At 46.1% G+C, this 25,308-nt stretch carries 20 protein-coding genes and 21 tRNA genes; 9 read left to right on the top strand and 32 right to left on the bottom strand.

The features are described from left to right. Positions 1–96: 96 nt before the first annotated feature. A complete protein-coding gene (gene leuS, locus OH459_RS08650; RefSeq protein WP_009697741.1) occupies positions 97–2,670 on the bottom strand; it encodes a leucine--tRNA ligase in 2,574 nt (857 codons plus the stop codon). Between the two features lie 155 nt (positions 2,671–2,825). Here leuS and OH459_RS08645 point away from each other — a divergent pair, with 155 nt between their 5' ends. Further along, the gene (locus OH459_RS08645) at positions 2,826–3,296 is read left to right on the top strand and encodes a zinc ribbon-containing protein (protein WP_005447499.1); all 471 of its coding nucleotides are present in this window, start codon (positions 2,826–2,828) and stop codon (positions 3,294–3,296) included. A 50-nt stretch (positions 3,297–3,346) separates the two neighbouring features. On the opposite strand, the gene lnt is transcribed toward OH459_RS08645, so the two are convergent. From lnt to miaB, 5 genes are all read right to left on the bottom strand, one after another. Further along, positions 3,347–4,867 (bottom strand): apolipoprotein N-acyltransferase, encoded by a 1,521-nt coding sequence (gene lnt / locus OH459_RS08640; protein ID WP_045488655.1) that lies wholly within the window; start codon positions 4,865–4,867, stop codon positions 3,347–3,349. 37 nt (positions 4,868–4,904) lie between these two features. Continuing rightward, complete coding sequence (corC, locus tag OH459_RS08635) at positions 4,905–5,804, bottom strand: CNNM family magnesium/cobalt transport protein CorC (RefSeq protein WP_053053230.1); 900 nt, start codon at positions 5,802–5,804, stop codon at positions 4,905–4,907. Between the two features lie 106 nt (positions 5,805–5,910). Further along, complete coding sequence (ybeY, locus tag OH459_RS08630) at positions 5,911–6,375, bottom strand: rRNA maturation RNase YbeY (protein ID WP_005425552.1); 465 nt, start codon at positions 6,373–6,375, stop codon at positions 5,911–5,913. Between the two features lie 2 nt (positions 6,376–6,377). Then, positions 6,378–7,475 carry a PhoH family protein gene (locus OH459_RS08625; protein WP_269986389.1) on the bottom strand — a complete coding sequence of 366 codons (1,098 nt, stop codon included), beginning with the start codon at positions 7,473–7,475 and terminating at the stop codon, positions 6,378–6,380. A 73-nt stretch (positions 7,476–7,548) separates the two neighbouring features. After that, positions 7,549–8,973: a tRNA (N6-isopentenyl adenosine(37)-C2)-methylthiotransferase MiaB gene (gene miaB / locus OH459_RS08620; protein ID WP_005438595.1), complete on the bottom strand. Its 1,425-nt coding sequence runs from the start codon at positions 8,971–8,973 to the stop codon at positions 7,549–7,551. Between the two features lie 258 nt (positions 8,974–9,231). Here miaB and OH459_RS08615 point away from each other — a divergent pair, with 258 nt between their 5' ends. Beyond that, positions 9,232–10,407, top strand: coding sequence for a 2-octaprenyl-3-methyl-6-methoxy-1,4-benzoquinol hydroxylase (locus OH459_RS08615; RefSeq protein ID WP_053053229.1), 1,176 nt, complete (start codon positions 9,232–9,234; stop codon positions 10,405–10,407). Between the two features lie 160 nt (positions 10,408–10,567). Here OH459_RS08615 and OH459_RS08610 read toward each other — a convergent pair. From OH459_RS08610 to lolB, 26 genes are all read right to left on the bottom strand, one after another. Next, positions 10,568–10,652: transfer RNA gene (locus OH459_RS08610), tRNA-Leu, on the bottom strand. A gap of 54 nt (positions 10,653–10,706) precedes the next feature. Next, a tRNA-Gln gene (locus OH459_RS08605) sits at positions 10,707–10,781 on the bottom strand. 46 nt (positions 10,782–10,827) lie between these two features. Then, positions 10,828–10,912: transfer RNA gene (locus OH459_RS08600), tRNA-Leu, on the bottom strand. A 21-nt stretch (positions 10,913–10,933) separates the two neighbouring features. After that, positions 10,934–11,018 (bottom strand) — tRNA-Leu (locus OH459_RS08595). Between the two features lie 18 nt (positions 11,019–11,036). Then, positions 11,037–11,113 (bottom strand) — tRNA-Met (locus tag OH459_RS08590). 23 nt (positions 11,114–11,136) lie between these two features. Further along, a tRNA-Leu gene (locus OH459_RS08585) sits at positions 11,137–11,221 on the bottom strand. A gap of 53 nt (positions 11,222–11,274) precedes the next feature. Next, positions 11,275–11,349: transfer RNA gene (locus OH459_RS08580), tRNA-Gln, on the bottom strand. Positions 11,350–11,380: 31 nt separating this feature from the next. Further along, positions 11,381–11,465, bottom strand: a tRNA-Leu gene (locus OH459_RS08575). Between the two features lie 33 nt (positions 11,466–11,498). Beyond that, positions 11,499–11,573 (bottom strand) — tRNA-Gln (locus tag OH459_RS08570). A gap of 40 nt (positions 11,574–11,613) precedes the next feature. Continuing rightward, positions 11,614–11,698: transfer RNA gene (locus tag OH459_RS08565), tRNA-Leu, on the bottom strand. Positions 11,699–11,750: 52 nt separating this feature from the next. Then, positions 11,751–11,827: transfer RNA gene (locus OH459_RS08560), tRNA-Met, on the bottom strand. A 24-nt stretch (positions 11,828–11,851) separates the two neighbouring features. Continuing rightward, positions 11,852–11,936: transfer RNA gene (locus tag OH459_RS08555), tRNA-Leu, on the bottom strand. 70 nt (positions 11,937–12,006) lie between these two features. Beyond that, positions 12,007–12,081 (bottom strand) — tRNA-Gln (locus OH459_RS08550). 31 nt (positions 12,082–12,112) lie between these two features. Next, positions 12,113–12,197, bottom strand: a tRNA-Leu gene (locus OH459_RS08545). A 33-nt stretch (positions 12,198–12,230) separates the two neighbouring features. Further along, positions 12,231–12,305: transfer RNA gene (locus OH459_RS08540), tRNA-Gln, on the bottom strand. 31 nt (positions 12,306–12,336) lie between these two features. After that, a tRNA-Leu gene (locus tag OH459_RS08535) sits at positions 12,337–12,421 on the bottom strand. A gap of 25 nt (positions 12,422–12,446) precedes the next feature. Then, positions 12,447–12,531 (bottom strand) — tRNA-Leu (locus tag OH459_RS08530). 72 nt (positions 12,532–12,603) lie between these two features. Continuing rightward, a tRNA-Met gene (locus tag OH459_RS08525) sits at positions 12,604–12,680 on the bottom strand. A 79-nt stretch (positions 12,681–12,759) separates the two neighbouring features. Continuing rightward, a tRNA-Gln gene (locus OH459_RS08520) sits at positions 12,760–12,834 on the bottom strand. A 31-nt stretch (positions 12,835–12,865) separates the two neighbouring features. Continuing rightward, positions 12,866–12,950: transfer RNA gene (locus OH459_RS08515), tRNA-Leu, on the bottom strand. Between the two features lie 39 nt (positions 12,951–12,989). Then, positions 12,990–13,066 (bottom strand) — tRNA-Met (locus OH459_RS08510). A gap of 285 nt (positions 13,067–13,351) precedes the next feature. Beyond that, positions 13,352–14,443 carry a redox-regulated ATPase YchF gene (gene ychF, locus OH459_RS08505; protein WP_005449255.1) on the bottom strand — a complete coding sequence of 364 codons (1,092 nt, stop codon included), beginning with the start codon at positions 14,441–14,443 and terminating at the stop codon, positions 13,352–13,354. Between the two features lie 10 nt (positions 14,444–14,453). Beyond that, the gene (gene pth, locus OH459_RS08500; RefSeq protein WP_005438598.1) at positions 14,454–15,044 is read right to left on the bottom strand and encodes an aminoacyl-tRNA hydrolase; all 591 of its coding nucleotides are present in this window, start codon (positions 15,042–15,044) and stop codon (positions 14,454–14,456) included. A gap of 151 nt (positions 15,045–15,195) precedes the next feature. Beyond that, a complete protein-coding gene (locus OH459_RS08495; protein WP_005449254.1) occupies positions 15,196–16,140 on the bottom strand; it encodes a ribose-phosphate pyrophosphokinase in 945 nt (314 codons plus the stop codon). Positions 16,141–16,167: 27 nt separating this feature from the next. Next, positions 16,168–17,040, bottom strand: a complete 873-nt coding sequence (gene ispE / locus OH459_RS08490) for a 4-(cytidine 5'-diphospho)-2-C-methyl-D-erythritol kinase (protein WP_029789167.1) — start codon at positions 17,038–17,040, stop codon at positions 16,168–16,170. Continuing rightward, complete coding sequence (gene lolB / locus OH459_RS08485) at positions 17,037–17,675, bottom strand: lipoprotein insertase outer membrane protein LolB (protein ID WP_005449252.1); 639 nt, start codon at positions 17,673–17,675, stop codon at positions 17,037–17,039. Before lolB ends, ispE begins: the two co-directional genes overlap by 4 nt. 134 nt (positions 17,676–17,809) lie before the next feature. On the opposite strand from lolB, the gene hemA reads away from it, so the two are divergent. The 7 genes from hemA to ushA all read left to right on the top strand — a co-directional run bounded on the left by hemA (position 17,810) and on the right by ushA (position 25,255). Next, positions 17,810–19,066 (top strand): glutamyl-tRNA reductase, encoded by a 1,257-nt coding sequence (gene hemA, locus OH459_RS08480; protein ID WP_005449251.1) that lies wholly within the window; start codon positions 17,810–17,812, stop codon positions 19,064–19,066. Between the two features lie 29 nt (positions 19,067–19,095). Continuing rightward, on the top strand, positions 19,096–20,184 hold the full coding sequence (gene prfA, locus OH459_RS08475; protein ID WP_005449249.1) for a peptide chain release factor 1: 1,089 nt from the start codon (positions 19,096–19,098) through the stop codon (positions 20,182–20,184). Positions 20,185–20,187: 3 nt separating this feature from the next. Beyond that, complete coding sequence (prmC, locus tag OH459_RS08470; protein ID WP_038898457.1) at positions 20,188–21,045, top strand: peptide chain release factor N(5)-glutamine methyltransferase; 858 nt, start codon at positions 20,188–20,190, stop codon at positions 21,043–21,045. A 40-nt stretch (positions 21,046–21,085) separates the two neighbouring features. Continuing rightward, positions 21,086–21,469: a SirB2 family protein gene (locus tag OH459_RS08465; RefSeq protein ID WP_005449241.1), complete on the top strand. Its 384-nt coding sequence runs from the start codon at positions 21,086–21,088 to the stop codon at positions 21,467–21,469. A gap of 5 nt (positions 21,470–21,474) precedes the next feature. Next, positions 21,475–22,284, top strand: coding sequence for a SirB1 family protein (locus OH459_RS08460; RefSeq protein ID WP_005449240.1), 810 nt, complete (start codon positions 21,475–21,477; stop codon positions 22,282–22,284). A 54-nt stretch (positions 22,285–22,338) separates the two neighbouring features. Next, positions 22,339–23,190: a 3-deoxy-8-phosphooctulonate synthase gene (kdsA, locus tag OH459_RS08455; protein WP_005449239.1), complete on the top strand. Its 852-nt coding sequence runs from the start codon at positions 22,339–22,341 to the stop codon at positions 23,188–23,190. 403 nt (positions 23,191–23,593) lie between these two features. Beyond that, positions 23,594–25,255 (top strand): bifunctional UDP-sugar hydrolase/5'-nucleotidase UshA, encoded by a 1,662-nt coding sequence (gene ushA, locus OH459_RS08450; protein WP_009696822.1) that lies wholly within the window; start codon positions 23,594–23,596, stop codon positions 25,253–25,255. Positions 25,256–25,308 lie beyond the last annotated feature (53 nt).

The raw sequence follows: 25,308 nt of genomic DNA, 5'->3' as shown, positions 1-25,308 counted from the left end.
AGGGTAGCGAACTACCCTGTTTAATGACTCTTTACAGGCGAATAAGTTCGCTCTGCTTTGAGTTATTGCTAACTACGTATCGTTTGTCGTGAAAGACTAGTTAGCAACGATGTTCAACAGTTTACCTGGTACGTAAATTACTTTACGGATTGTTAGACCATCTGTGAACTTAGTAACGTTTTCGTCATTTAGACCAAGCTCTTCAACTTGTTCTTTCGTTGCGTCAGCCGCTACAGTCAGTTTCGCACGCAGTTTGCCGTTAACTTGAACAACGATAGTCTTCTCGTCTTCAACAAGTGCTTTCTCGTCGAACGTTGGCCATACAGCATTGTCGATGTCTGCTTCACCTAGCGCAGCCCATAGTTCGTATGAGATGTGCGGAGTGATTGGGTAAAGCATTGCAACAACAGCTTTTAGAGCCTCATCAAGGATTGCACGATCTTGCGCAGATTCTTGAGGCGCTTTCGCTAGCTTGTTCATCAGTTCCATGATTGCAGCGATTGCTGTGTTGAACGTTTGACGACGAGCAATATCATCAGTCACTTTCGCGATAGTTTTGTGAACGTCACGACGAAGAGCTTTTTGGTCACCAGAAAGTGCTGCTGCATCTACTGCTTCTGCTGCACCTTTTGATGTGTGCTCGTTTACTAGTTTCCAAACACGTTTCAGGAAGCGGTTAGCACCTTCTACGCCAGACTCTTGCCACTCAAGTGTCATGTCTGCTGGAGACGCGAACATCATGAATAGACGTACTGTGTCTGCGCCGTACTTGTCTACCATCTCTTGAGGGTCAATACCGTTGTTCTTGGACTTAGACATTTTGATCATGCCTGAGTGTTCAACGTTGCGACCTTCGTTATCCGTTGCAGAAGTGATGCGACCTTTACCGTCACGTTCAACTTTAACGTCAGTTGGTGCAACCCACTCTTTACCGCCTTTCTCGTTCTCGAAGTAGAACGCGTCCGCTAGTACCATGCCTTGACACAGTAGTTGCTTGAACGGCTCGTCAGACGTTACGTAGCCTGCATCACGCAGCAGTTTGTGGAAGAAGCGAGAGTACAGTAGGTGCATACAAGCGTGCTCGATACCACCGATGTACTGGTCTACCGGTAGCCAGTAGTTTGCTTTTTCTGGATCTAGGATGTCATCAGCTTGTGGTGAACAGTAACGAGCGTAGTACCAAGAAGACTCCATGAACGTATCGAATGTATCTGTCTCACGTAGAGCAGGTTCGCCGTTAAAGGTTGTCTTTGCCCACTCTTTGTCTGCTTTAATTGGGCTAGTAACGCCATCCATTACTACGTCTTCTGGAAGAATAACAGGTAGCTGGTCAGCGGGTACTGGGTGAACTTCACCGTCTTCAGTGGTTACCATTGGGATTGGTGCACCCCAGTAACGTTGGCGAGATACACCCCAGTCACGTAGACGGAAGTTAACAGTCTTAGTGCCTTTGCCTTCTGCTTCTAGCTTCGCTGCAATTGCATCGAATGCCGCTTGGAATTCTAGACCGTCGAATTCACCTGAATCGAACAGTACACCTTTCTCAGTGTATGCCGCTTCAGAGATGTCTAGCTCGCTGCCATCAACCGGCTTGATAACAGGCACGATGTCTAGACCGTACTTAGTTGCGAACTCGAAGTCACGTTGGTCGTGTGCAGGTACTGCCATTACAGCGCCTGTACCGTAGTCCATCAGTACGAAGTTTGCTACGTAAACAGGAACTTCACGACCGTTCAATGGGTGAATAGCAGTAAGGCCAGTCGCCATACCTTTCTTCTCCATTGTCGCCAGTTCAGCTTCTGCTACTTTGGTGTTCTTACACTCTTCGATGAACGCAGCAAGTTCTGGGTTGTTCTCAGCCGCGATAGTCGCTAGAGGGTGACCTGCAGCGATACCAACGTAAGTGACGCCCATTAGCGTGTCTGGACGTGTTGTGTAAACTTCTAGGTCTTGTTGACCCTTCACTTCAAACTTGAGCTCAACACCTTCAGAACGGCCGATCCAGTTGCGCTGCATGGTTTTCACCATTTCTGGCCAACCTTCAAGTTTGTCTAGATCGTCCAGCAACTCTTGAGCGTATTCTGTGATCTTGATGAACCACTGAGGAATTTCTTTTTGCTCTACTGGAGTGTCACAACGCCAGCAGCAGCCATCTTCAACCTGCTCGTTCGCAAGAACAGTTTGGTCGTTTGGACACCAGTTAACAGAAGAAGTCTTTTTGTAAACCAGACCTTTCTCGTAAAGCTTAGTGAAGAACTCTTGTTCCCAACGGTAGTACTCAGGTGTACATGTTGCGAATTCACGGTTCCAATCGTAACCAAAGCCAAGAAGCTTAAGTTGGTTCTTCATGTATTCGATGTTTTCGTAAGTCCATGGTGCAGGTGCAGTGTTGTTTTTCACTGCTGCGTTTTCTGCAGGTAGACCAAATGCATCCCAACCGATTGGTTGCATTACGTTTTTGCCTTGTAGGCGTTGGAAACGAGATACTACGTCACCGATGGTGTAGTTGCGCACGTGACCCATGTGCAGTCGACCACTTGGGTATGGGAACATGGATAGACAGTAGAATTTTTCTTTATTTGGGTCTTCACTTACAACAAAGGTCTTGTTGTCATCCCAGTGCTTTTGAACTTTCTGTTCAAGGTCTTGTGGATTGTATTGTTCTTGCATCGATGGTATCCGGTTATCTTGGAATTTGTGAGTTCGGTTAGAACAGACTTAAATAGATCGTCATAGAATACCTAAAGCTAGGGATCACAACAATAGCCAATCTGTACCCATACGCCTTGAAGTGGTGCTTGGTAGTAGAAAGATGGAGGTCAGTTATGCCTAAACGTAAAGCAGGTTATGAGGAAATGCTCGAGGATGTGATTGAAACCTTGAAGCACAGTCCGGATGAAGTTAACAAAGTATTCGAAACGTCGGGCAAAGTGGTGGATGCTGCCAACGACATGACCAAAGACGAACTCTCACTGATATCAGCTTATGTCAAAGCCGATTTAAAAGAGTTTTCTGATAGCTATGAAGAAGGTAAGAGTGGACCCTTCTATCTCACAATTGCCGATTCCGTTTGGCAAGGTTTGCTCGAAATTACAGACCGAACCAAAGTGGAGTGGGTTGAACTGTTTGATGACTTAGAACATCAAGGTCTTTATGAGGCGGGAGAGGTGATTGGACTTGGCACATTGGTCTGCGATGAATGTGGTCATAAGACGACATATAACCACCCAACTGTGATCATTCCATGCATTAAGTGCAATCATACTGGCTTTAGTCGTCAGTCTCTCAAGCCATAAGAACAGCATTAACAAACGTAAAAAAAGAGGCCTAAGAGCCTCTTTTTCACTTATGACTTTTTCTTCCTTGATAACCACCAAGCCAACATCAAACTTAATCCAGCCCAAATATACAGAGGCCAAGTGCCGACGATGCGATACGGAGTTTGACCATCGGTAGGAACAAGTTCTGCGCGAAGCACTGCGGTTTCAAATTGAGGGATTTGTTCAATCACCTTACCTTTATGGTCGGTCACTGCGGTTACGCCATTGTTGGTCGAACGAATAAGTGGCTTACCCAGCTCTAGAGCACGCATTCGAGCAATTTCCATGTGCTGTAGTGGACCAATTGAATGACCGAACCAAGCGTCGTTAGAAAGCGTTAGAATGAAATCAGTATCGTCGGTCACGTTCTGACGAACTTGTTCGCTGAAGATGATTTCATAACACAGTGCAGGATCCATGTGCTTTCCATTCGCCACGATGTTTGGCTGAATGAAATCGCCACGGCTGAAGGAAGACATTGGCAAGTTGAAGAATGGTGCAAGTGGGCGCAATACGTCTTCAAACGGCACGAACTCACCAAACGGAAGTAAGTGGTGCTTGTGGTAGCGCTTGTCCATATCAAAGCTGTAATCACCGTATGGATTTACACCCAGCGATAAAATGCTGTTGTAGAATTGACCGTCTTTTCCTTGGTTTACCACACCCGTAATAATGGCGCTGTTGTTCATTTTCGCCGCAGTATCGATGTTTCTCAAGAACGACGGGACTTCAATTTCAAATGCAGGAATGGCAGCCTCTGGCCATACGATGATGTCAGCATCCCAGTTCTCACGAGTGAGGTCTGCGTATTTCATGATGGTTGGCCAGCGTTGGCTCGGTAGCCATTTTAGGTTCTGGTCAACGTTACCTTGGATCAGCGCGACTTTGGTTGTGTCTTCAATGCGAGGAGTTACCCAATCGTATTGGCGAATACCAAAGCCTGCACTTAACAGTACCGCAGGGATGATGATCATTAACCATTGCTTGTGAATCCAAGCATACGCCAATGCACCAGCACTGATCATGATGAACAGTGTTAGTAGTTCTACACCACCGATGGGTGCAAAGCTGGCAAATGGTGCGTCAATTTGACTATAGCCAAGCCATAGCCAAGGGAAACCTGTCATAACCCAGCCACGTAGCCAGTCGGTCACTAGCCATAATGCAGGAGCAGCAAGCAATGCTTTGCTCAGGGTAAATTCAGGGAAAAACTTGTTAGCGAGCCACGCAAATAAGCCGGTGTATATGGATAGGTAGGCGATTAACAAGCCCATGAGGAATAGGTTTGCAATCAGCGGCATGCCGCCAAAGCCTGCAATGCTAACGTAAACCCAGCTTACTCCTGTCGCAAATTGCCCTAAACCCCATGAATAACCGATCCAAAGCGCACGCCTAGGTGATTGGTCTGCAAGAAGAATAAGTAGGATAGCAGGGCTAAGTATGGCAAGCGGCCATAGCTGATAAGGAGCAAATGCTAGGGTAGTGGAGGCGCCAACAAAAGCGGCCACTAAGGGCCGCTTGAGGCGATGAAAGAGTACATTCATCATTTTATTTTTCTGATATTCCCGATGTTAGGGTATCGCGTTACTCTTGAGTGGCTTCAACCAGCTTTTCTTCGTCTGGAATCGTCACTTGAAGTTGAATGACACGACGGTTGTCGGCTGCCGTTACTTTGAAGCTGTATGCATCAATATCCACGACTTCGCCACGCGATGGTAGGTGACCAAAAGCAGTCATTACCATGCCGCCAACGGTATCCACTTCTTCATCACTGAAGTTGGTACCGAATGTCTCATTAAACTCTTCAATGGTTGTCAGAGCTCTGACAGCAAACGTATGTTTGCTCAGCTTACGGATATCGGTTTCTTCATCATCATCGAACTCATCTTCAATATCCCCTACGATTTCTTCAAGGATATCTTCGATAGTTACAAGACCAGAAACACCGCCGAATTCATCGACAACAATCGCCATGTGATAACGTTCTTCACGGAATTCTTTTAGCAGGCGGTCTACACGTTTACTTTCCGGTACTACGACTGCTGGTCGAATCACTTCTTCGATATCAAATGGGTTACTGCCTGAGCCCAAGTATTTGAGTAAGTCCTTCGCTAGTAGAATGCCTTCCACATGGTCTTTATCTTCGCTGATCACAGGGTAGCGAGAGTGTTGAGCATCAGTGATCAGTGCGATCAAAGTATCAAGATCGTCTGTGCGCTCAACAGTAACCATTTGCGAACGCGGGATCATGATGTCACGCACGCGCATTTCGGAGATTTCCATTACACCTTCAAGCATGTCGCGGGTGTCGTGGTCAATCAGGTCATTGATTTCAGAGTCGCGGATCACATCCACAAGCTCTTGGCGGTCTTTTGGTTCGCCTTGAAATAGTTGACCTAGACGTTCAAAGAAGGACTTTCTACTCGGACCTTCTGCCTTTTCTTTCTTGCCTTCATTAGAAGAGGGAGAATTATCTTCGTTCATTGTTTCTCAATTAAGTAACGCTATCAGATGTGTGATAGCTCACATAGAAAGACGAGTACGAGATGGTTATCTGGGTAGTTCGCCTTTCCCTGTCGAGCAACCAAAGCTACTCTTTTTCAGCAATATATGGGTCTTCATAACCCATACCTTGCATGATTTCTGTCTCGAGGGATTCCATCTCTTCAGCTTCATCATCCTCGATATGGTCATAACCTAGCAGATGCAAGCTGCCATGTACAACCATATGCGCCCAATGTGCTAGTAGGGGCTTATTCTGCTCTACTGCCTCTTTTTCAACAACTTGGCGACAGATAATCAAATCGCCCAGTAGATCCATCTCCATACCTGGTGGTACTTCGAATGGGAAAGATAGCACGTTGGTCGGCTTGTCTTTACCACGGTATTCGTGGTTTAGCTCGTGACTTTCTTGCTCGTCGACAATACGAATCGTCAGTTCCGCTTGAGGCTGAAATAGAGGAATAGTCTTATCTAGCCACAATTGGAAATCTTGTTCAGAAGGTAAGCCTTCTTCATTTTCGACTGCCAGTTGCAAATCAAGTTCAATTGCCATGGTTATTCCTTAGTCGCCGCGACTTGTGCGCTTAATTCTGCTTTTGCTGCTTCTAGCAGTTTGGCATCACGTTCTTCACGACGGCGTTTTTCAAACTCTTTACGTTCTTTCTGGTCTTGCGCTTCCCACTTCTCATAAGCGTTAACAATACGAGCAACCACTGGGTGGCGCACTACGTCGTCAGCTTGGAAGAAGTTAAAGCTGATGTCATCAACTTCGCTCAGTACTTCAATTGCATGACGAAGACCTGATTTCGCACCGCGAGGTAAGTCAATTTGAGTGACGTCACCGGTGATAACCGCACGAGAGTTGAAGCCGATACGCGTTAGGAACATCTTCATCTGCTCGACGGTGGTGTTTTGGCTCTCATCTAGAATGATGAAGGCGTCGTTTAGAGTACGACCACGCATGTAAGCAAGAGGTGCTACCTCAATCACGTTACGTTCAATCAGCTTTTCTACGCGCTCAAAGCCCAGCATTTCAAATAGGGCGTCGTACAGAGGACGTAGGTAAGGGGCGACTTTCTGGCTCAAATCACCAGGTAGGAAGCCCAGTTTCTCACCCGCTTCAACCGCAGGACGAGTTAATAGAATACGACGGATCTCTTGGCGCTCTAGTGCGTCAACGGCTGCTGCAACCGCTAGGTAAGTTTTACCTGTACCTGCAGGACCGATACCGAAAGTGATATCGTGCGTTACCATGTTCATCAGGTATTGACCCTGATTTGGTGTACGAGGCTTGATCACGCCTTTCTTGGTTTTTACGAAGACTTCTTTACCGTGTTCGATGTTCGACTCGGTATTTTGCTCCAACACACCTGATTCTTTGATCGCCAGATGGATCTGCTCTGGTTCGATATCAGGCGTTTCGCCGCGGACAGGAGCGGTGTCTACATAAAGGGTTTTCAGAATATCCAGCGCAGCAGCTGCGGTATGAGGTTTACCGACAATGGTGAAAAGGTCGCTACGGTGGTTAATTTCAACGCCTAGACGACGTTCTAAATGCTTGATGTTGTCATCGAATGGACCGCACAGGCTTGCTAGTCGGCGGTTGTCTGAAGGTTCTAGATTGATTTCTAGCGTTACGATTTTATTGCTCAATGTTGCCTCTCATTTTATGCCATTTAACGAGAGCCTGATAACGACCAGGCTCTCAATGGCTATTTGTACGAGCTTATGGCGTAAAAGTAGCTACACCTAGCTCATCTTCGCGACGCGTTTTCGCCATCATTTGCGTTGGTGAAATCACGCTACGAAGGTCCATGTCTTTTTCTGTACGTACTAGCTCACCACGTAGTGAGTTAGCAAATACATCCGTAATCTTCACGTCAACGAACTGACCGATTAGATCTGCGCTACCTTCAAAGTTTACTACACGGTTGTTTTCTGTACGAGCACGAAGCTCCATTAGGTTCTTCTTAGAAGGACCTTCAACCAGAACGCGTTGCTCAGTGCCTAGCATTAGGCGAGAGTAGCGCATTGCTTGTGCGTTTACGGTTTGTTGTAGCTCGTATAGACGCTCTTTCTTCACTTGCTCTGATAGGTCACAAGGGTAATCTGCCGCTGGCGTACCTGGACGTGGAGAGAAGATGAAGCTGAAGCTCATGTCAAAGTCTACGTCTTTGATTAGCTTCATTGTGTCTTGGAAATCTTTGTCTGTTTCACCAGGGAAACCAACGATAAAGTCTGAACTGATTTGGATATCAGGACGAGCTTTACGCAGTTTACGGATGATCGACTTGTACTCAATCCCAGTGTGAGGACGTTTCATCATAGTCAGCACTCGGTCACTACCACTTTGTACCGGTAGGTGAAGGAAGCTTACTAGCTCAGGTGTGTCTTCGTATACTGCGATGATGTCATCAGTAAACTCTAATGGGTGGCTTGTTGTAAAGCGGATACGATCAATACCATCGATAGACGCAACCAAACGAAGCAGTTCTGCAAATGAACAGATTTCGCCGTCGTGCATAGGACCACGGTATGCGTTTACGTTTTGACCCAGTAGGTTTACTTCACGTACGCCTTGATCTGCTAGCTGTGCGATTTCGAACAGTACGTCATCCATTGGACGGCTTACTTCTTCACCACGAGTGTACGGTACTACACAGTAAGTACAGTACTTAGAACAGCCTTCCATAATAGAAACGAATGCTGTTGCACCTTCAGCACGAGGCTCTGGTAGACGGTCAAACTTTTCGATTTCTGGGAATGAAATGTCCATTACTGGTGCTTCATCCGATTGAGATTGTTTAATCATCTCAGGAAGACGGTGAAGAGTTTGTGGACCAAAAATTACGTCAACGTATGGAGCACGCTGACGGATGTGATCACCTTCTTGAGTTGCTACACAACCACCTACGCCGATAACTACGCCAGGTTTTTTATCTTTTAGTGTCTTCCAACGACCAAGCTGGTGGAAAACTTTCTCTTGCGCTTTTTCACGGATCGAACAGGTGTTAAGTAGAAGTACGTCTGCTTCCTCTGGCTCTTCGGTCAGCTCATAGCCGTTTGCAGCATTAAGCAGGTCGGCCATTTTTGATGAATCGTATTCGTTCATCTGGCAGCCCCAGGTTTTAATTAGCAGTTTCTTACTCATCTCACTTTCGCTCGTTCAGTTGTACTTAAATCGGAGAGCTATTGCTCAAATTATAGCCGCCATCTCGGCGGTAAGCGGCGTATTGTACTGCTTTAAAAAGCACCTGACTAGTGATCTGACGAATTCTCTGCAAACCCTGATGAAATCTAGTTTTTTGCCCTATATACAGCAAGGTTTTTTGTTAAACAATTTTGTAAAAATAGCCATGGAACGTACAATTAAAAAACGCCAATTAATCAATATGATGAAGAGCAAAAAATGAACAAGTATGACATCGCCGTAATCGGTGGCGGCATGGTCGGGGCAGCGGTGGCTGTTGGGTTTGCCAAGCAAGGCAGAAGCGTTGTAATGGTAGAAGGCGCAGAGCCAAAGGCGTTTGAGTCTTCTCAAGCGTTGGATATTCGCGTTTCCGCGATTTCTCATCAGTCGGTGAAGCTACTTGATTCATTAGGTGCATGGTCCGCGATTGAAAGCATGCGTGTGTGCCCTTATCGTCGTTTGGAAACGTGGGAACATCCTGAGTGCCGTACTCGTTTTCACTCTGATGAACTGTCATTGGAGCAGTTAGGATACATTGTTGAAAACCGCCTAATCCAACTGGGGCTTTGGCAAACTTTCGCACAATACGACAACTTAACGGTGATGTGCCCAGAGCGATTGAAAGATATTCAATTTGCCGAAGTAAACTGTGTAACGCTAGAAAGCGGCGAGCAGTTTGAAGCTAATTGGGTGATTGGTGCCGATGGCGCGAACTCGAAAGTTCGTCAATTGGCGGGTATTGGTGTAACCGCATGGGATTACCGTCAACACTGCATGTTGATCAACGTAAAAACCGAACTCCCTCAACAAGACATCACTTGGCAGCAATTTACTCCCTCAGGTCCACGTTCGTTCTTGCCGTTATGTTCACTAACTGAGGATGGTAAAGAAGTCGGGCAGGGGTCGCTGGTGTGGTATGACTCTCCAAAACGCATTAAACAATTGTGTGCGATGACGAAACCTCAGTTAAAAGAGGAGATCCTACGTCATTTCCCTGCTGAGTTAGGCGATATTGAAGTTTTACAATTTGGCTCATTCCCACTCACTCGTCGCCATGCCCAAAGCTATTCAAACAAGAATTGCGTGTTAGTGGGGGATTCTGCTCATACAATCAACCCACTTGCTGGGCAAGGTGTGAATCTCGGCTTCAAAGATGTTGATGTTCTGCTTTCGGTTACCAATCAGCAAGAGCAACTTAATGATGCTTTGCTCGCCAAGTATGAGCGCGCCCGTCGACCAGATAACTTATTAATGCAAACGGGCATGGATGTGTTCTACAAAGGCTTTAGTAATGATTTAGGTCCATTGAAGTTCGCTCGTAATGCAGCATTGAAGCTGGCGGAAAACTCAGGACCGATCAAAGCGCAAGTATTGAAGTATGCGCTAGGTATGTAAAAGACTTCTGATCACATAGAAAGCGGTCGATAGGAAAGCAATAGATAGAAAAAAAGCGAGCCATGAGCTCGCTTTTTTAATTCGATAAATCAGAGATCTACCGAGTCCAGAATCAGAAAAAAGAAAAAACCCAGCAAACTAATGCTGGGTTTCTTAAGAATGGTGCGGAAGGAGAGACTTGAACTCTCACACCTTGCGGCGCCAGAACCTAAATCTGGTGCGTCTACCAATTCCGCCACTTCCGCAACTTATTCTGTAGTTATCAAGGTAATTGGTAAAACCTCAACAACGTTGTGTAATGGCAGGGCTACCTGGATTCGAACCAGGGAATGGCGGCATCAAAAGCCGCTGCCTTACCGCTTGGCGATAGCCCTACTAGTCTTAGCCTTTCAACTAAGTGCTTTCCGATAAAGGAAAGTATGGTGCGGAAAGAGAGACTTGAACTCTCACACCTTGCGGCGCCAGAACCTAAATCTGGTGCGTCTACCAATTCCGCCATTTCCGCAAAGTATAGATTATTTTTAGATGGTGCGGAAGGAGAGACTTGAACTCTCACACCTTGCGGCGCCAGAACCTAAATCTGGTGCGTCTACCAATTCCGCCACTTCCGCATCTAAAATCTATATTAATGGTGGCTACGACGGGATTCGAACCTGTGACCCCATCATTATGAGTGATGTGCTCTAACCAGCTGAGCTACGTAGCCATTCTATATTCTTTAATCAAGTATGGTGCGGAAGGAGAGACTTGAACTCTCACACCTTGCGGCGCCAGAACCTAAATCTGGTGCGTCTACCAATTCCGCCACTTCCGCAACTTGATCTGTAGTTATTGATGTAATTGGTAAAACATCAATAGCATTGAATATGGCAGGTCTACCTGGATTCGAACCAGGGAATGGCGGCATCAAAAGCCGCTGCCTTACCGCTTGGCGATAGACCTACGGGCGATAGTCCTAAGACATATCAAATAATGGTGCGGAAGGAGAGACTTGAACTCTCACACCTTGCGGCGCCAGAACCTAAATCTGGTGCGTCTACCAATTCCGCCACTTCCGCATAATTACTGAGTAAACTCAATAATCAAAATAGTGGCAGGTCTACCTGGATTCGAACCAGGGAATGGCGGCATCAAAAGCCGCTGCCTTACCGCTTGGCGATAGACCTGCAGGCGATAGTCATAAAGACTAATCAAGTTAGAAAAGTATGGTGCGGAAGGAGAGACTTGAACTCTCACACCTTGCGGCGCCAGAACCTAAATCTGGTGCGTCTACCAATTCCGCCACTTCCGCAACTTTTCTGTCGTCATAAAGGTAATTGGTAAAACCTAAACAACGAAATAAATGGTGGCTACGACGGGATTCGAACCTGTGACCCCATCATTATGAGTGATGTGCTCTAACCAGCTGAGCTACGTAGCCAACACAATATTCTTTAAATCAAGATGGTGCGGAAGGAGAGACTTGAACTCTCACACCTTGCGGCGCCAGAACCTAAATCTGGTGCGTCTACCAATTCCGCCACTTCCGCAACTTGATTTGTCGTTACTGATATAATTGGTAAAACATCAATAACATTCCTATGTTTCAAGGAAGAATAATGGCAGGTCTACCTGGATTCGAACCAGGGAATGGCGGCATCAAAAGCCGCTGCCTTACCGCTTGGCGATAGACCTACGGGCGATAGTCCTAAGACATATCAAATAATGGTGCGGAAGGAGAGACTTGAACTCTCACACCTTGCGGCGCCAGAACCTAAATCTGGTGCGTCTACCAATTCCGCCACTTCCGCATAATTACTGAGTAAACTCAATAATCAAAATAGTGGCAGGTCTACCTGGATTCGAACCAGGGAATGGCGGCATCAAAAGCCGCTGCCTTACCGCTTGGCGATAGACCTGCAGGCAATAGTCAAAAGACTATTCAATATATGGTGCGGAAAGAGAGACTTGAACTCTCACACCTTGCGGCGCCAGAACCTAAATCTGGTGCGTCTACCAATTCCGCCATTTCCGCATATATTGTTTAGAGCATTTCAAGATGGTGCGGAAGGAGAGACTTGAACTCTCACACCTTGCGGCGCCAGAACCTAAATCTGGTGCGTCTACCAATTCCGCCACTTCCGCATCTTGAACTCTATAAGTTGTCAGTTAATTGGTAAAAACTAACAACTAAATTTTGTCTTTCAAAAGAAAGAATGGTGGCTACGACGGGATTCGAACCTGTGACCCCATCATTATGAGTGATGTGCTCTAACCAGCTGAGCTACGTAGCCATCTTTTTGAGCGAGACAATATAAACCTTCACGCTCTAAGTGACAACCCTTTTTGTCAAAGGAATCCCACTTTAAATAATGGCAGGTCTACCTGGATTCGAACCAGGGAATGGCGGCATCAAAAGCCGCTGCCTTACCGCTTGGCGATAGACCTGCAGACAGTAGTCGTAAAACTACTTAAAACATGGTGCGGAAGGAGAGACTTGAACTCTCACACCTTGCGGCGCCAGAACCTAAATCTGGTGCGTCTACCAATTCCGCCACTTCCGCATCTATTCCTAATTGCTCTTAAAAAAGAACCTTTAGGAATGGTGGCTACGACGGGATTCGAACCTGTGACCCCATCATTATGAGTGATGTGCTCTAACCAGCTGAGCTACGTAGCCAAAACCATGTTTTCTCGTTCTCGTCGCTAAGTTGCCTTGTCGTCGGGAACGGCGCGCATTATGCGAAGTTGAGTGAGATCCGTCAACAGTTTTTTTCAATAAATCCTGCAAAATCCATCGTTCGCTTCCTTTTTAAACAAAGAGGCGCGTTTATGATCTAAAACTGGAAATAAAATGGCTTGCATTAAGGGACTTAATTTCTTGTTGTTTTAGAAAGGTATAAAAAAAGCCAGCGCTATGGCCGGCTTTTTATGTAAATGAAGTGTTTAGAATTCATTCACTTAATTATACGTTGAAGCGGAAGTGTACAACATCACCATCTTTAACGATGTATTCTTTACCTTCTAGACGCCATTTACCTGCGTCTTTCGCGCCGCTTTCACCGTTGAATTGGATGAAATCGTCGTAACCAACAACTTCAGCACGGATAAAGCCTTTTTCGAAGTCTGTGTGGATCTTCGCTGCCGCTTTTGGTGCCGTAGCGCCAACAGGGATAGTCCATGCACGAACTTCTTTCACGCCAGCTGTGAAGTAAGTTTGTAGGTTCAGTAGTTCGTAACCTGCGCGGATAACGCGGTTTAGACCTGGTTCTTCGATACCTAGGTCTGCTAGGAACTCTTCACGCTCGTCGTCTTCTAGTTCAGCCATTTCTGATTCGATAGCTGCACATACAGGAACAACAACGTTGTTTTCTTTCGCTGCAAACTCACGTACTGCATCTAGGTATGCGTTGTCTTCAAAACCATCTTCGTTCACGTTAGCGATGTACATTGTTGGTTTTAGCGTTAGGAAGTTTAGGTAGCCAATTGCTGCTAGCTCTTCTTTTGCAAGATCAACAGTACGCGCCATGCCACCTTCTGTTAGTACAGGAAGCAGTTTTTCTAGAACCGTCAGTTCGAATTTCGCGTCCTTGTCACCGCCTTTTGCTTTCTTAGCGTTACGCTGGATAGCGCGTTCACAAGAATCAAGGTCAGCCATTGCTAGTTCAAGGTTGATAACTTCAATATCTTCGATTGGAGATACTTTACCTGCAACGTGAACGATGTTGTCGTTTTCGAAACAACGTACAACGTGGCCGATTGCGTCAGTTTCACGGATGTTCGCTAGGAATTTGTTACCTAGACCTTCACCACGAGATGCGCCCGCAACTAGACCAGCGATGTCTACGAATTCCATTGTGGTAGGTAGAACTTTCTGTGGGTTAACGATCTTTGCTAGAGCATCTAGACGTAGATCTGGCACAGGAACCACACCAGTGTTTGGTTCAATGGTACAGAACGGGAAGTTTGCTGCTTCAATACCCGCTTTAGTTAGTGCGTTAAACAGAGTTGATTTACCAACGTTAGGTAGACCAACGATGCCACATTTAAAACCCATGATAGTAACCTTATTCAGCTTTGAACGTGTGGAGGCGATTTTGTGCTTTTGATAGACCATCCTTAATTAGGATATCTAGACAGCGCACTGATTCGTCAGCTGCGGCGTCTAGTAGCTCTTGCTCTTTCGCTGGAGCTTTGCCTAGTACAAAACCCGCCACTTTATCTTTGTGTCCCGGATGGCCAATGCCGATACGAAGACGATAAAAATCTTTGTTATTGCCCAGTTTGCTAATAGTGTCACGCAGACCATTGTGACCACCGTGACCACCACCTTTCTTAAACTTAGCGACACCTGGCGGTAAGTCTAGCTCGTCATGAGCAACCATGATCTCTTCTGGCTTAATTTGGTAAAACTTCGCAAGTGCTGCGATTGCTTTGCCAGAGAGGTTCATGAAAGTGGTTGGGATTAGCAAACGGAGATCCTGGCCATTGACCATAATGCGTCCTGTTAGGCCAAAGAATTTTGGTTCATTCTTCAGGGTAACGTTGTGAACGCGTGCTAATTCTTCTACAACCCAAGCGCCCGCATTGTGGCGAGTTTTGGCGTATTCTGGTCCCGGATTAGCAAGACCAACAAGAAGTTTGATTGGTTGAGTCAAGGTTAGGATCTCTCTGGAATCTCAAAAAGCGCAGTATGATAGCACAGAATTCTCGCAGTGGGCGACCAAGGGATTTTCTGCCTATCGATACAAATAAAAAAACACCCCAAAGAGGGGTGCTTTTGAAATCAGTTTAACTGAAATGTTCGTATTAGTTGAACATTGCAGAGATTGACTCTTCGTTGCTGATACGACGAATCGCTTCAGCTAGCATGCGAGATAGGCTTAGTGTGGTTACTTTGCCAGTTGCAGCCATCTCTTTAGATAGAGAGATAGAGTCAGTCACGATAACTTGGTCAAGAACAGAGTTCTTAATGTTGTCCGCAGCGTTACCAGAGAATACAGCGTGAGTTGCGTAAGCGAATACACGCTTAGCACCGCGCTCTTTTAGCGCTTCAGCTGCTTTACATAGAGTGCCACCTGTATCGATCATGTCATCAACGATCACACAGTCACGACCTTCAACGTCACCGATTAGGTTCATTACTTCAGAAACGTTTGCACGTGGACGACGCTTATCAACGATAGCGATGTCGATGTCGCCTAGCGCTTTTGCAGTTGCACGAGCACGAACAACGCCACCTAGATCAGGAGAAACCACTACTGGGTTTTCTAGACCACGAGATTGCATGTCTTCTAGAAGTACTGGTGTACCGAAGATGTTATCAACTGGTACATCGAAGAAGCCTTGAATTTGCTCAGCATGTAGGTCGATAGTTAGAACGCGGTCTACGCCAACGTTAGATAGGAAATCAGCAACAACTTTTGCAGTGATTGGCACACGCGCAGAACGTACACGACGGTCTTGGCGAGCGTAGCCGAAGTAAGGAATTACTGCAGTGATACGACCTGCTGAAGCACGGCGCATTGCATCAATCATAACAACCAATTCCATTAGGTTGTCGTTAGTCGGTGCACAAGTGGATTGAATGATGAAAACATCACTACCACGAACGTTCTCATTGATTTGAACTGCAACTTCGCCATCAGAAAAGCGAGAAACAGATGCATCACCAAGAGAGATGTAAAGACGATCAGCAATACGTTGGGCTAGTTCAGGTGTTGCGTTACCAGCAAATAGCTTCATATCAGGCACGGTGGAAACCTCGGGTTTGCGTCCAGTTTAAATAGGTCGGTGTGAGGCTGATTGGTATTCAGCCAAAGTCTCTTTTAGTGGCGAAATATTTCGCCCTTGAGCGACAAATGCCGAGACTTTATCAGAGAGTTGTGCAAGGATAGTTTCTGCTTCGGATTTGCTCGAAAATTCAGCAAAAACGCAAGATCCTGTCCCCGTCAATCTTGACGGCGCGTATTGTAGCAGCCATGAAAGTTGCTTATCAACCTCTGGGTAGAGCATTCGTACAATTTTTTCGCAATCGTTTACGCTTGGCGTGTTCAAAAGCGTTTCTAAATCGCGTTTTGGCGTGTTTCGAGTCAAATCCGGATGTCCGAATATGTCGGCGGTTGCAATAGAAACATTTGGACGAACAACTAAATACCATTTCTCATCTGGATGAGCAGGAGAAAGTTTCTCACCAACGCCTTCAGCAAATGCGGCAAAACCACGCACAAATACAGGCACATCTGCACCAAGTGCAAGACCGATTTCGGCTAATTCATCATCACTAAGATGGGTTTGCCATAGGTAATTGAGCGCAACCAAAGTAGTTGCTGCGTTGGATGAGCCGCCGCCAATGCCACCGCCCATAGGTAAGATCTTATGAAGATCGATATGTGCCCCATACGAGCATTTCGCATAACGTTGAAGTGTGGTCGCCGCTTTCCAGATCAAATTGTCTTGCAGAGGAACACCTTCGATCTCTGGCGAAATCGTGATCTCACCTGAATCGTTCGCTTGAATGGTTAGTTCATCGCCGTGATCGACGAACTGGAATAGAGTTTGTAACTCGTGGTAACCGTTTTCGGTCCGACCATTGATATAAAGAAAGAGATTCAATTTCGCTGGTGATGGCCAACGGGTTGAAAGATCGATCATTGGGTGATGTTCCATTTTGTGATCACTAAATTAATTTTTACGTCAGACGTACTTAGTTTTAGCTTGTTTGGGAGAGGTAACGTCTGGTTATGCCACTCAATATCACCGTAACGCTGGTAAGCAATATTCCAGTCGTTCAAACCGATCTGTTTGTCCAGTGCTTGGAGAGTATTGGTCGGTGATAGTTGGAAAGAGTCGGCATCTGTTGGTAAGCCAAGTAGCCAATCTGGTAAATGGTCAACTGGCATCATTAAGCCGGTTAATCGGTAAATCAGTTGGTTAGCGTCACGAGCGGAGAGTACTTGGTCATCATAGGTTTCGACGGTTGCGCCTTGTGGCGTAATAGTGAGCTTTAATGCGGTTTGACCAAGTAAGGTCGTTAAGCGTAACTGGCTTAATGACGAAGAGTGCTTCCAGAAGAAATTCAGGCTTTGTCTTTGATCGGGACCAATGTAGCCAAGTTTACCTGTGGCTTGAAAATTTTTAATGGTTTCAAGTCGCTGCTCGTGTGCCTGCCACTCTACGCTGGTGACACTTTCAGGAACAGAACTACAACCTGCGAGAACAATGCTCGACATGAGCAAGATGAGAAAGGAGCGTAAGGTCATGTTTGATGGCTTATTAATCAGTTTCATCGGTAATCGCTCACAACTATAGCATTGAAAAGCCGAGTGAAGGAAAACAAATCCGGCTTACCCTTTCAATAAATGCGTGCTTACAGTAAAATTCTGAACCTATTTTATAACCGATCTCAGAGATACCACGTTAGATGTCCTTGCTTGCTATTGGAATCAATCACAATACAGCGTCTGTTGACTTGCGAGAGAAAGTGGCGTTCGGACCCGATAAATTGGGACCAGCACTTGAGCAACTCAGAGACCATGAAGCCGTCAATGGCAGTGTGATTGTTTCTACCTGTAACCGTACCGAAGTGTACTGCGACGTAAAGCAAGGAGCGCGAAATAAGCTTATCGACTGGTTAGCCCAGTTCCATCAAGTTAGTCAAGAAGACTTGATGCCGAGCCTTTATGTCCATGAAGAGCAAGCGGCGATTAAGCACTTGATGCGTGTTTCTTGCGGCCTTGATTCACTGGTACTAGGTGAGCCTCAGATTTTGGGTCAGGTAAAACAAGCGTTTTCTGATTCCCGAGATCATCAGGCGGTGGATGCGTCGATTGATAAGTTGTTCCAAAAGACTTTCTCAGTCGCAAAACGTGTTCGAACAGAAACTGATATTGGTGGTAACGCCGTGTCGGTGGCTTATGCTGCCTGTACATTGGCGAAACACATCTTTGAATCACTGTCTGACTCAACCGTACTGTTGGTTGGTGCAGGTGAAACCATCGAATTGGTGGCAAAACACTTAGCGTCGAACGGCTGTACTAAGATGATTGTTGCAAACCGAACTCGAGAGCGAGCTCTTGGTCTAGCAGAACAATTTGGAGCAGAAGTGATCAGCTTGAATGAAATTCCTGACCATTTACCAAGAGCAGACATCGTCATCAGCTCAACGGCGAGTCCTCTACCTATCATTGGTAAAGGCATGGTTGAGACCGCGTTGAAGAAACGTCGTCATCAACCGATGTTATTGGTCGATATCGCAGTACCTCGCGATGTGGAAGCTCAGGTTGGGGAATTGAGTGACGCTTACTTGTACTCGGTGGATGACTTACAGTCGATCATTGATAGCAACATCGAACAACGTAAAGTAGAAGCCATTCAAGCAGAAGCGATCGTTAGCGAAGAAAGCGCGGCATTTATGACGTGGCTGCGTTCACTTCAAGCAGTGGATAGCATTCGTGATTATCGCAAATCGGCCAACGAAATTCGTGAAGACTTACTAAGTAAAAGCCTGCAATCATTGGCAACCGGTGCAGACCCAGAGAAAGTGCTGCGCGAACTTAGTAATAAACTCACCAACAAACTGATTCACGCTCCAACTCGCGCGCTGCAAAGTGCGGCAGAGCAGGGCGAACCAGCAAAATTAACGGTTATCCGCCAGACCCTTGGTTTGGATGATCTGTAACTCACGCTTTTTATTAAGAAAACGACACTATGAAAGCCTCTATTCTGACTAAGCTAGAAACGCTAGTAGAACGTTACGAAGAAGTTCAACATCTTCTTGGTGATCCTGATGTAATTGGAAATCAGGATAAATTCCGCGCTCTATCAAAAGAGTACTCTCAGCTAGAAGAAGTTACTAAGTGCTTCCAAGCGTATCAACAAGCGCAAGACGATCTTGTCGCTGCTGAAGATATGGCGAACGAAGACGACGAAGAAATGCGTGAAATGGCGCAGGAAGAAATCAAAGAAGCAAAAGAAACGATTGAGCGTCTAACTGATGAGCTACAAATTCTTCTTCTTCCAAAAGATCCAAACGATGACCGTAACTGTTTCCTAGAAATCCGTGCAGGTGCGGGTGGTGACGAAGCAGGTATCTTCGCTGGTGACCTGTTCCGTATGTACAGCAAATACGCAGAAAAGCGTGGTTGGCGTATCGAGGTGATGTCTTCAAACGAAGCTGAACACGGTGGTTACAAAGAGATGATCGCGAAAGTGAGCGGTGACGGCGCATACGGCGTGCTGAAGTTTGAGTCAGGCGGTCACCGTGTCCAACGTGTACCAGCGACCGAATCTCAAGGTCGTGTTCATACTTCTGCGTGTACCGTAGCGGTTATGGCGGAAATCCCAGAAGCGGATCTGCCAGAAATCAAAGCAGCAGACCTAAAAATCGATACATTCCGTGCATCTGGCGCGGGTGGTCAGCACGTTAACACCACGGATTCTGCAATCCGCATTACCCACTTACCAACTGGTACAGTAGTAGAGTGTCAAGACGAGCGTTCACAGCATAAGAACAAAGCAAAAGCGATGGCAGTACTTGCTGCTCGCATCGTTCAAGCAGAAGAAGAACGTCGTGCAGCAGAAGTTTCTGATACACGTCGTAACTTATTAGGTTCTGGTGACCGTAGTGACCGTATCCGTACTTACAACTACCCACAAGGTCGTGTTTCTGACCACCGCATCAACCTAACCATCTACCGTTTGAACGAAGTGATGGAAGGTGACCTGCAAAGTTTGATTGATCCTGTGGTTCAAGAGCACCAAGCAGACCAACTTGCGGCGCTCGCAGAGAACAACTAATCGATGAGCCAAGTTCAATCTATTGAGCAAGCGCTGAAAAGTGCGACGGCAATATTGACTGAAGGCGGCAAAGAGTCGCCTTCTCTCGATGCAGCCGTACTTCTTTGCCATGTCCTTGGCAAACCAAGAACCTATCTTCTGACTTGGCCTGAAAAAGCATTGGACCCCGAGCAACAAGCTCAGTTTGATGCGTTATTGGCTCGTCGTATCACGGGTGAGCCTGTGGCTTACATTATCGGTGAACGCGAGTTTTGGTCTTTACCTCTTAAAGTCTCTCCATCCACATTAATTCCAAGACCGGACACGGAACGTTTGGTTGAAGTTGCATTGGATAAAACTTACGAGCAGACAGGACCAATCCTTGATTTAGGCACTGGCACTGGGGCGATTGCATTGGCATTGGCGTCTGAGTTACCCAAGCGTCAAGTGGTGGGGGTTGACCTTAAACATGAAGCGAAAGAGCTCGCAGAGTACAACGCATCGCAGTTAAACATCAAAAATGTGACGTTTGATCAAGGTAGTTGGTTCGAACCTATTGCCAGCGGAACAAAGTTTGCTTTAATTGTCTCCAACCCACCGTATATCGACGAAAAAGATCCACATCTCGCGCAAGGTGATGTGCGTTTTGAGCCAAAATCGGCGCTCGTTGCGGATGAGAATGGCTTGGCGGATATTCGCCATATCTCTGATCTTGCTCGTCAATATTTGGAAGAAGATGGGTGGCTCGCGTTTGAACATGGTTATGACCAAGGCGAAGCTGTTCGTGAGATCATGACTCATTTTGGTTTTGAACAAGTAGTCACGGAAAAAGACTACGGCGGCAACGACCGAGTGACACTTGGTTGTTACAAGCCTTCATAATAACGAGCAAGTCAGCAGTAACTTATAAAAGAGAAATGAAATGTACGTAGCTCTAAAACACATTCACTTAGTAACGATCGCATTGAGCGCGACGCTACTATCGATCCGATTCGTATTGTTGATGATGGATTCTCCAAAGCGCAACAACCGATTCCTAAAAGTTTTCCCACATATTGTTGATACCGCGTTACTCCTTTCCGGTATTGGTCTGATCATGGTGACTGGCTTTATTCCATTTACGGATGCAGCGCCTTGGTTAACCAACAAGATCACTTGTGTGCTTGCGTACATTGCTCTTGGTTTCTTTGCTTTAAAGATGGCAAAGAACAAGCTGCTGAGAATTTTCGCTTTCTTTGGTGCTCTAGGCTGGCTAGTGATGGCCGCTAATATTGCCGTATCTAAAAATCCAAACTTATTTGGGTAATCTTCATGCTTGAGTTTTTTGACGAAGATTTTGACAACATGGCGTTGGTGGAAGGCGCGTTAGAACTGAACCACTCCATCAATCCAGACACTAATGTGCATTGGGCAAAGCAAGAATTAGAACGTCTTTATAAAGAAGCGGAAGCTATTCTGGTTCACGAGACGGACGAAGAACAACGTTTTGATTCGTTTCTCCGTTTGTTCTTTTATGAATGGGGCTTTAAAGGCGACGATCAAGAGTACTTTATCTCTGACAATAGCTTCATTGATAAAGTGTTGGAGCGTAAAAAAGGCATTCCCGTTAGTTTGGGGGCGGTCCTACTTTACTTGGGGAACCGACTTGGTTTTCCGATGAAAGGCGTGACCTTTCCGACGCAATTTTTGATCAAAGTAGATTGGATGCACAAAACGCCGGACTACATTAATCCATTTAACGGTGAATACGTCGGTGAGAAAATCCTTCAAGCTTGGCTGATTGGTCAAGAAGGTCCACTTGCAACCTTGAAGCCTGAGCACTTTGAAGAAGCGGATAACCCAACAGTAATAGGTCGTTGGTTGGCATTAATTAAAAGTGCGATGTTGCGTGAAGAGCGTTATACGTTAGCACTACGGTGCACCAACCTTGCGCTGACTTTCGTACCGGACGACCCATACGAGATTCGTGACCGAGGCTTTATCTTCCAACAATTGGAGTGCCATCAGGTAGCGGTTTCAGATTTTCAGTACTTTATTGACCAATGCCCAGACGATCCGGCATCAGAGCTACTAAAATCACAAGTTAACGCGATGAGCGAAAAGCACGTTACGCTTCACTAAATTTTATCGGCATGCTGAAAGCGGCGTGTTGAAGACAGACAAAAGAGAATCAAAATGGAACAGAAAATCGTTAATATTGGCGACATTCAGGTTGCTAACGACAAGCCATTCACCCTATTTGCAGGTATGAACGTTCTTGAGTCTCGTGATCTTGCTATGCAGATCTGTGAGCACTACGTAAAAGTAACCGACAAACTTGGCATCCCATACGTGTTCAAGGCATCGTTCGATAAAGCAAACCGCAGTTCTGTTCATTCATACCGTGGTCCTGGTCTGGAAGAAGGCATGAAAATCTTCCAAGAGCTGAAAGACACGTTTGGCGTGAAGATCATCACTGATGTTCACACTGAGGAACAAGCTCAACCTGTCGCTGATGTGGTTGATGTTATCCAACTTCCTGCATTCCTAGCTCGTCAAACTGACCTTGTAGAAGCAATGGCGAAAACAGGCGCGGTGATCAACGTTAAAAAACCTCAGTTCATGAGCCCTGGTCAAGTAGGTAACATCGTTGAGAAGTTTGCTGAGTGTGGTAACGAAAACATCATTTTATGTGAGCGCGGCTCTTGCCATGGTTACGACAACCTAGTGGTTGATATGCTTGGTTTTGGTGTCATGAAGAACGCATCAAAAGGCAGCCCAATCATTTTTGACGTAACGCACTCGCTACAAATGCGCGATCCGTCGGGCGCGGCATCTGGTGGTCGTCGTGAGCAAACCGTTGAACTTGCGAAAGCGGGTCTAGCAACAGGCATCGCAGGTCTGTTTATTGAAGCGCACCCGAACCCAGATCAAGCTCGCTGTGATGGTCCGTCTGCACTGCCTCTAGATAAACTTGAGCCATTCCTAGCGCAAATGAAGTCACTAGATGACCTCATTAAGAGCTTCGACAGCATCGATATCAAATAATCAGTTTACTGAATGTTTGTGGGAAATGGTCAGCCAATGTGCTGACCATTTTTGTATTGGCATATTCATTCTGCCAAATTATTCTTTTCTCGCTTCTCGCTTCTCGCTTCTCGCTTCTCGCTTCTCGCTTCTCGCTTACCAATTGCATTGAAATGCCTGCCAATGTCACAGCAAAACGGTTGCCTGTGAATGGGTCTATAATCTGTTGAAACGTAGCGTCAGAGTTGCAGTTGTTAAAATAGTCATTAGTGATCAATGCATCATAATTATGAAATCAATATGTTAGCGTGCAATTCTTCCTATAAACTACGTCAAGTTTTAGCGCTCTTAACTATATGGACGGAGCTCCTTTAAAGGGTTAAGAGCGTCTGCAGTGGACCCCAGACGATAAAAAGGTAAAACAATGAAGCAACGCCTGATTGTAAAAACCGCTTTGAGCGCGGCGATTCTGGCAACTCTTGCCGGATGTGCAACGCAACCAGCACATGAATGGAATGAAGATACAACATACAAACTGACTGTACTGCACACGAACGACCACCACGGTCGCTTCTGGCAAAACAAATACGGTGAGTATGGTATGGCAGCTCGCAAGACATTGATCGACGAGCTACGTACAGAAATTCAAGCAGAGGGTGGCAGCGTTCTTCTACTGTCAGGCGGCGATATCAATACAGGTGTTCCTGAATCAGATCTGCAAGATGCGGAACCAGATTTCAAAGGCATGAGCAAAATTGGTTACGACGCGATGGCGTTGGGTAACCATGAGTTCGATAACCCACTTGACGTGCTATTCAAGCAGCAAGAGTGGGCTAACTTCCCAATGCTGTCTGCGAACATTTACGATAAGGAAACCGGTGAGCGCTTGTTCCAACCTTACGCAATGTTCAATAAGCAAGGCATCAAGATTGCCGTGATCGGTCTAACGACAGAAGACACAGCAAAACTAGGTAACCCAGAGTACATTGGTCAAGTTGACTTCCGTGATCCGAAAGAAGAAGCGAAGAAGCTGATCGCTGAGCTAAAAGAAACTGAGAAGCCAGACCTTATCTTTGCAGTGACACATATGGGTCACTACGAAAACGGCAACCGTGGTGTGAACGCTCCGGGTGATGTTGCGTTGGCTCGCTACCTAAATGAAGGTGATTTGGACATGATTGTGGGTGGTCACTCACAAGAGCCTGTATGTATGGAAGGTCCAAACGTTATTAAGAAGAACTTCAAGCCGGGTGAAGAGTGTAAACCAGATGAGCAAAACGGCACTTACATCGTACAAGCGTACGAGTGGGGTAAGTACGTTGGTCGAGCTGATTACGAATTCCGCAACGGCGAATTGTCTATGGTGAGCTACGATCTGATCCCTGTGAACCTGAAGAAGAAGATCAAAGTTGATGGTAAATCTCAACGCGTGCTTATCCAAGATGAGATCGCGCAAGATGAAGCTATGCTTGATTTCCTACGTCCTTACCAAGAAAAAGGTCAAGGCAAGCTAAACGTTAAGATTGCAGAATCCAATGGCAAACTGGAAGGTGATCGTAATGTGGTACGTTTCCAACAAACGAACCTTGGTCGTCTGATCGCAACAGCACACATGGAGCGTGCGAAAGCAGACTTCGCTGTAATGAACTCAGGTGGTGTTCGTGATTCAATTGAAGCGGGTGACATCACGTACAAAGATGTGCTGACCGTTCAACCATTTGGCAACATGGTTTCTTACGTAGATATGTCTGGTAAAGAAGTACTAGACTACCTAAATGTTGTTGCAACGAAACCTGTTGATTCTGGCGCTTACGCTCAGTTCGCTGGTATTTCAATGACTGTTGAGAATGGCAAAGTAGCAAATGTATTTATCGGTGGCAAACAGCTTCGACTTGATGGTGAGTACCGCTTTACTGTACCAAGTTACAACGCTTCAGGCGGTGACGGCTACCCGAAAGTTAACACTCACCCAGGTTACGTAAATACAGGCTTTACGGATGCTGAAGTACTGAAAGAGTACCTAGAGTCACACAGCCCAATTGACGTAAACGAATACGCGCCTTCAGGTGAGATGGTTTACAAGTAAAAAGCGATTGACTCAAAGTCGCTGATACCATTAACTTAAAGCGCTGCTCCTCA

It is taken from the genome of Vibrio sp. MM46 (assembly GCF_027587135.1).
Classification (GTDB): Bacteria; Pseudomonadota; Gammaproteobacteria; order Enterobacterales; family Vibrionaceae; genus Vibrio; species Vibrio harveyi.
The sequence above is the reverse complement of the archived record's forward strand: the minus strand, read 5'-3'. Positions and strand labels throughout refer to the sequence as shown.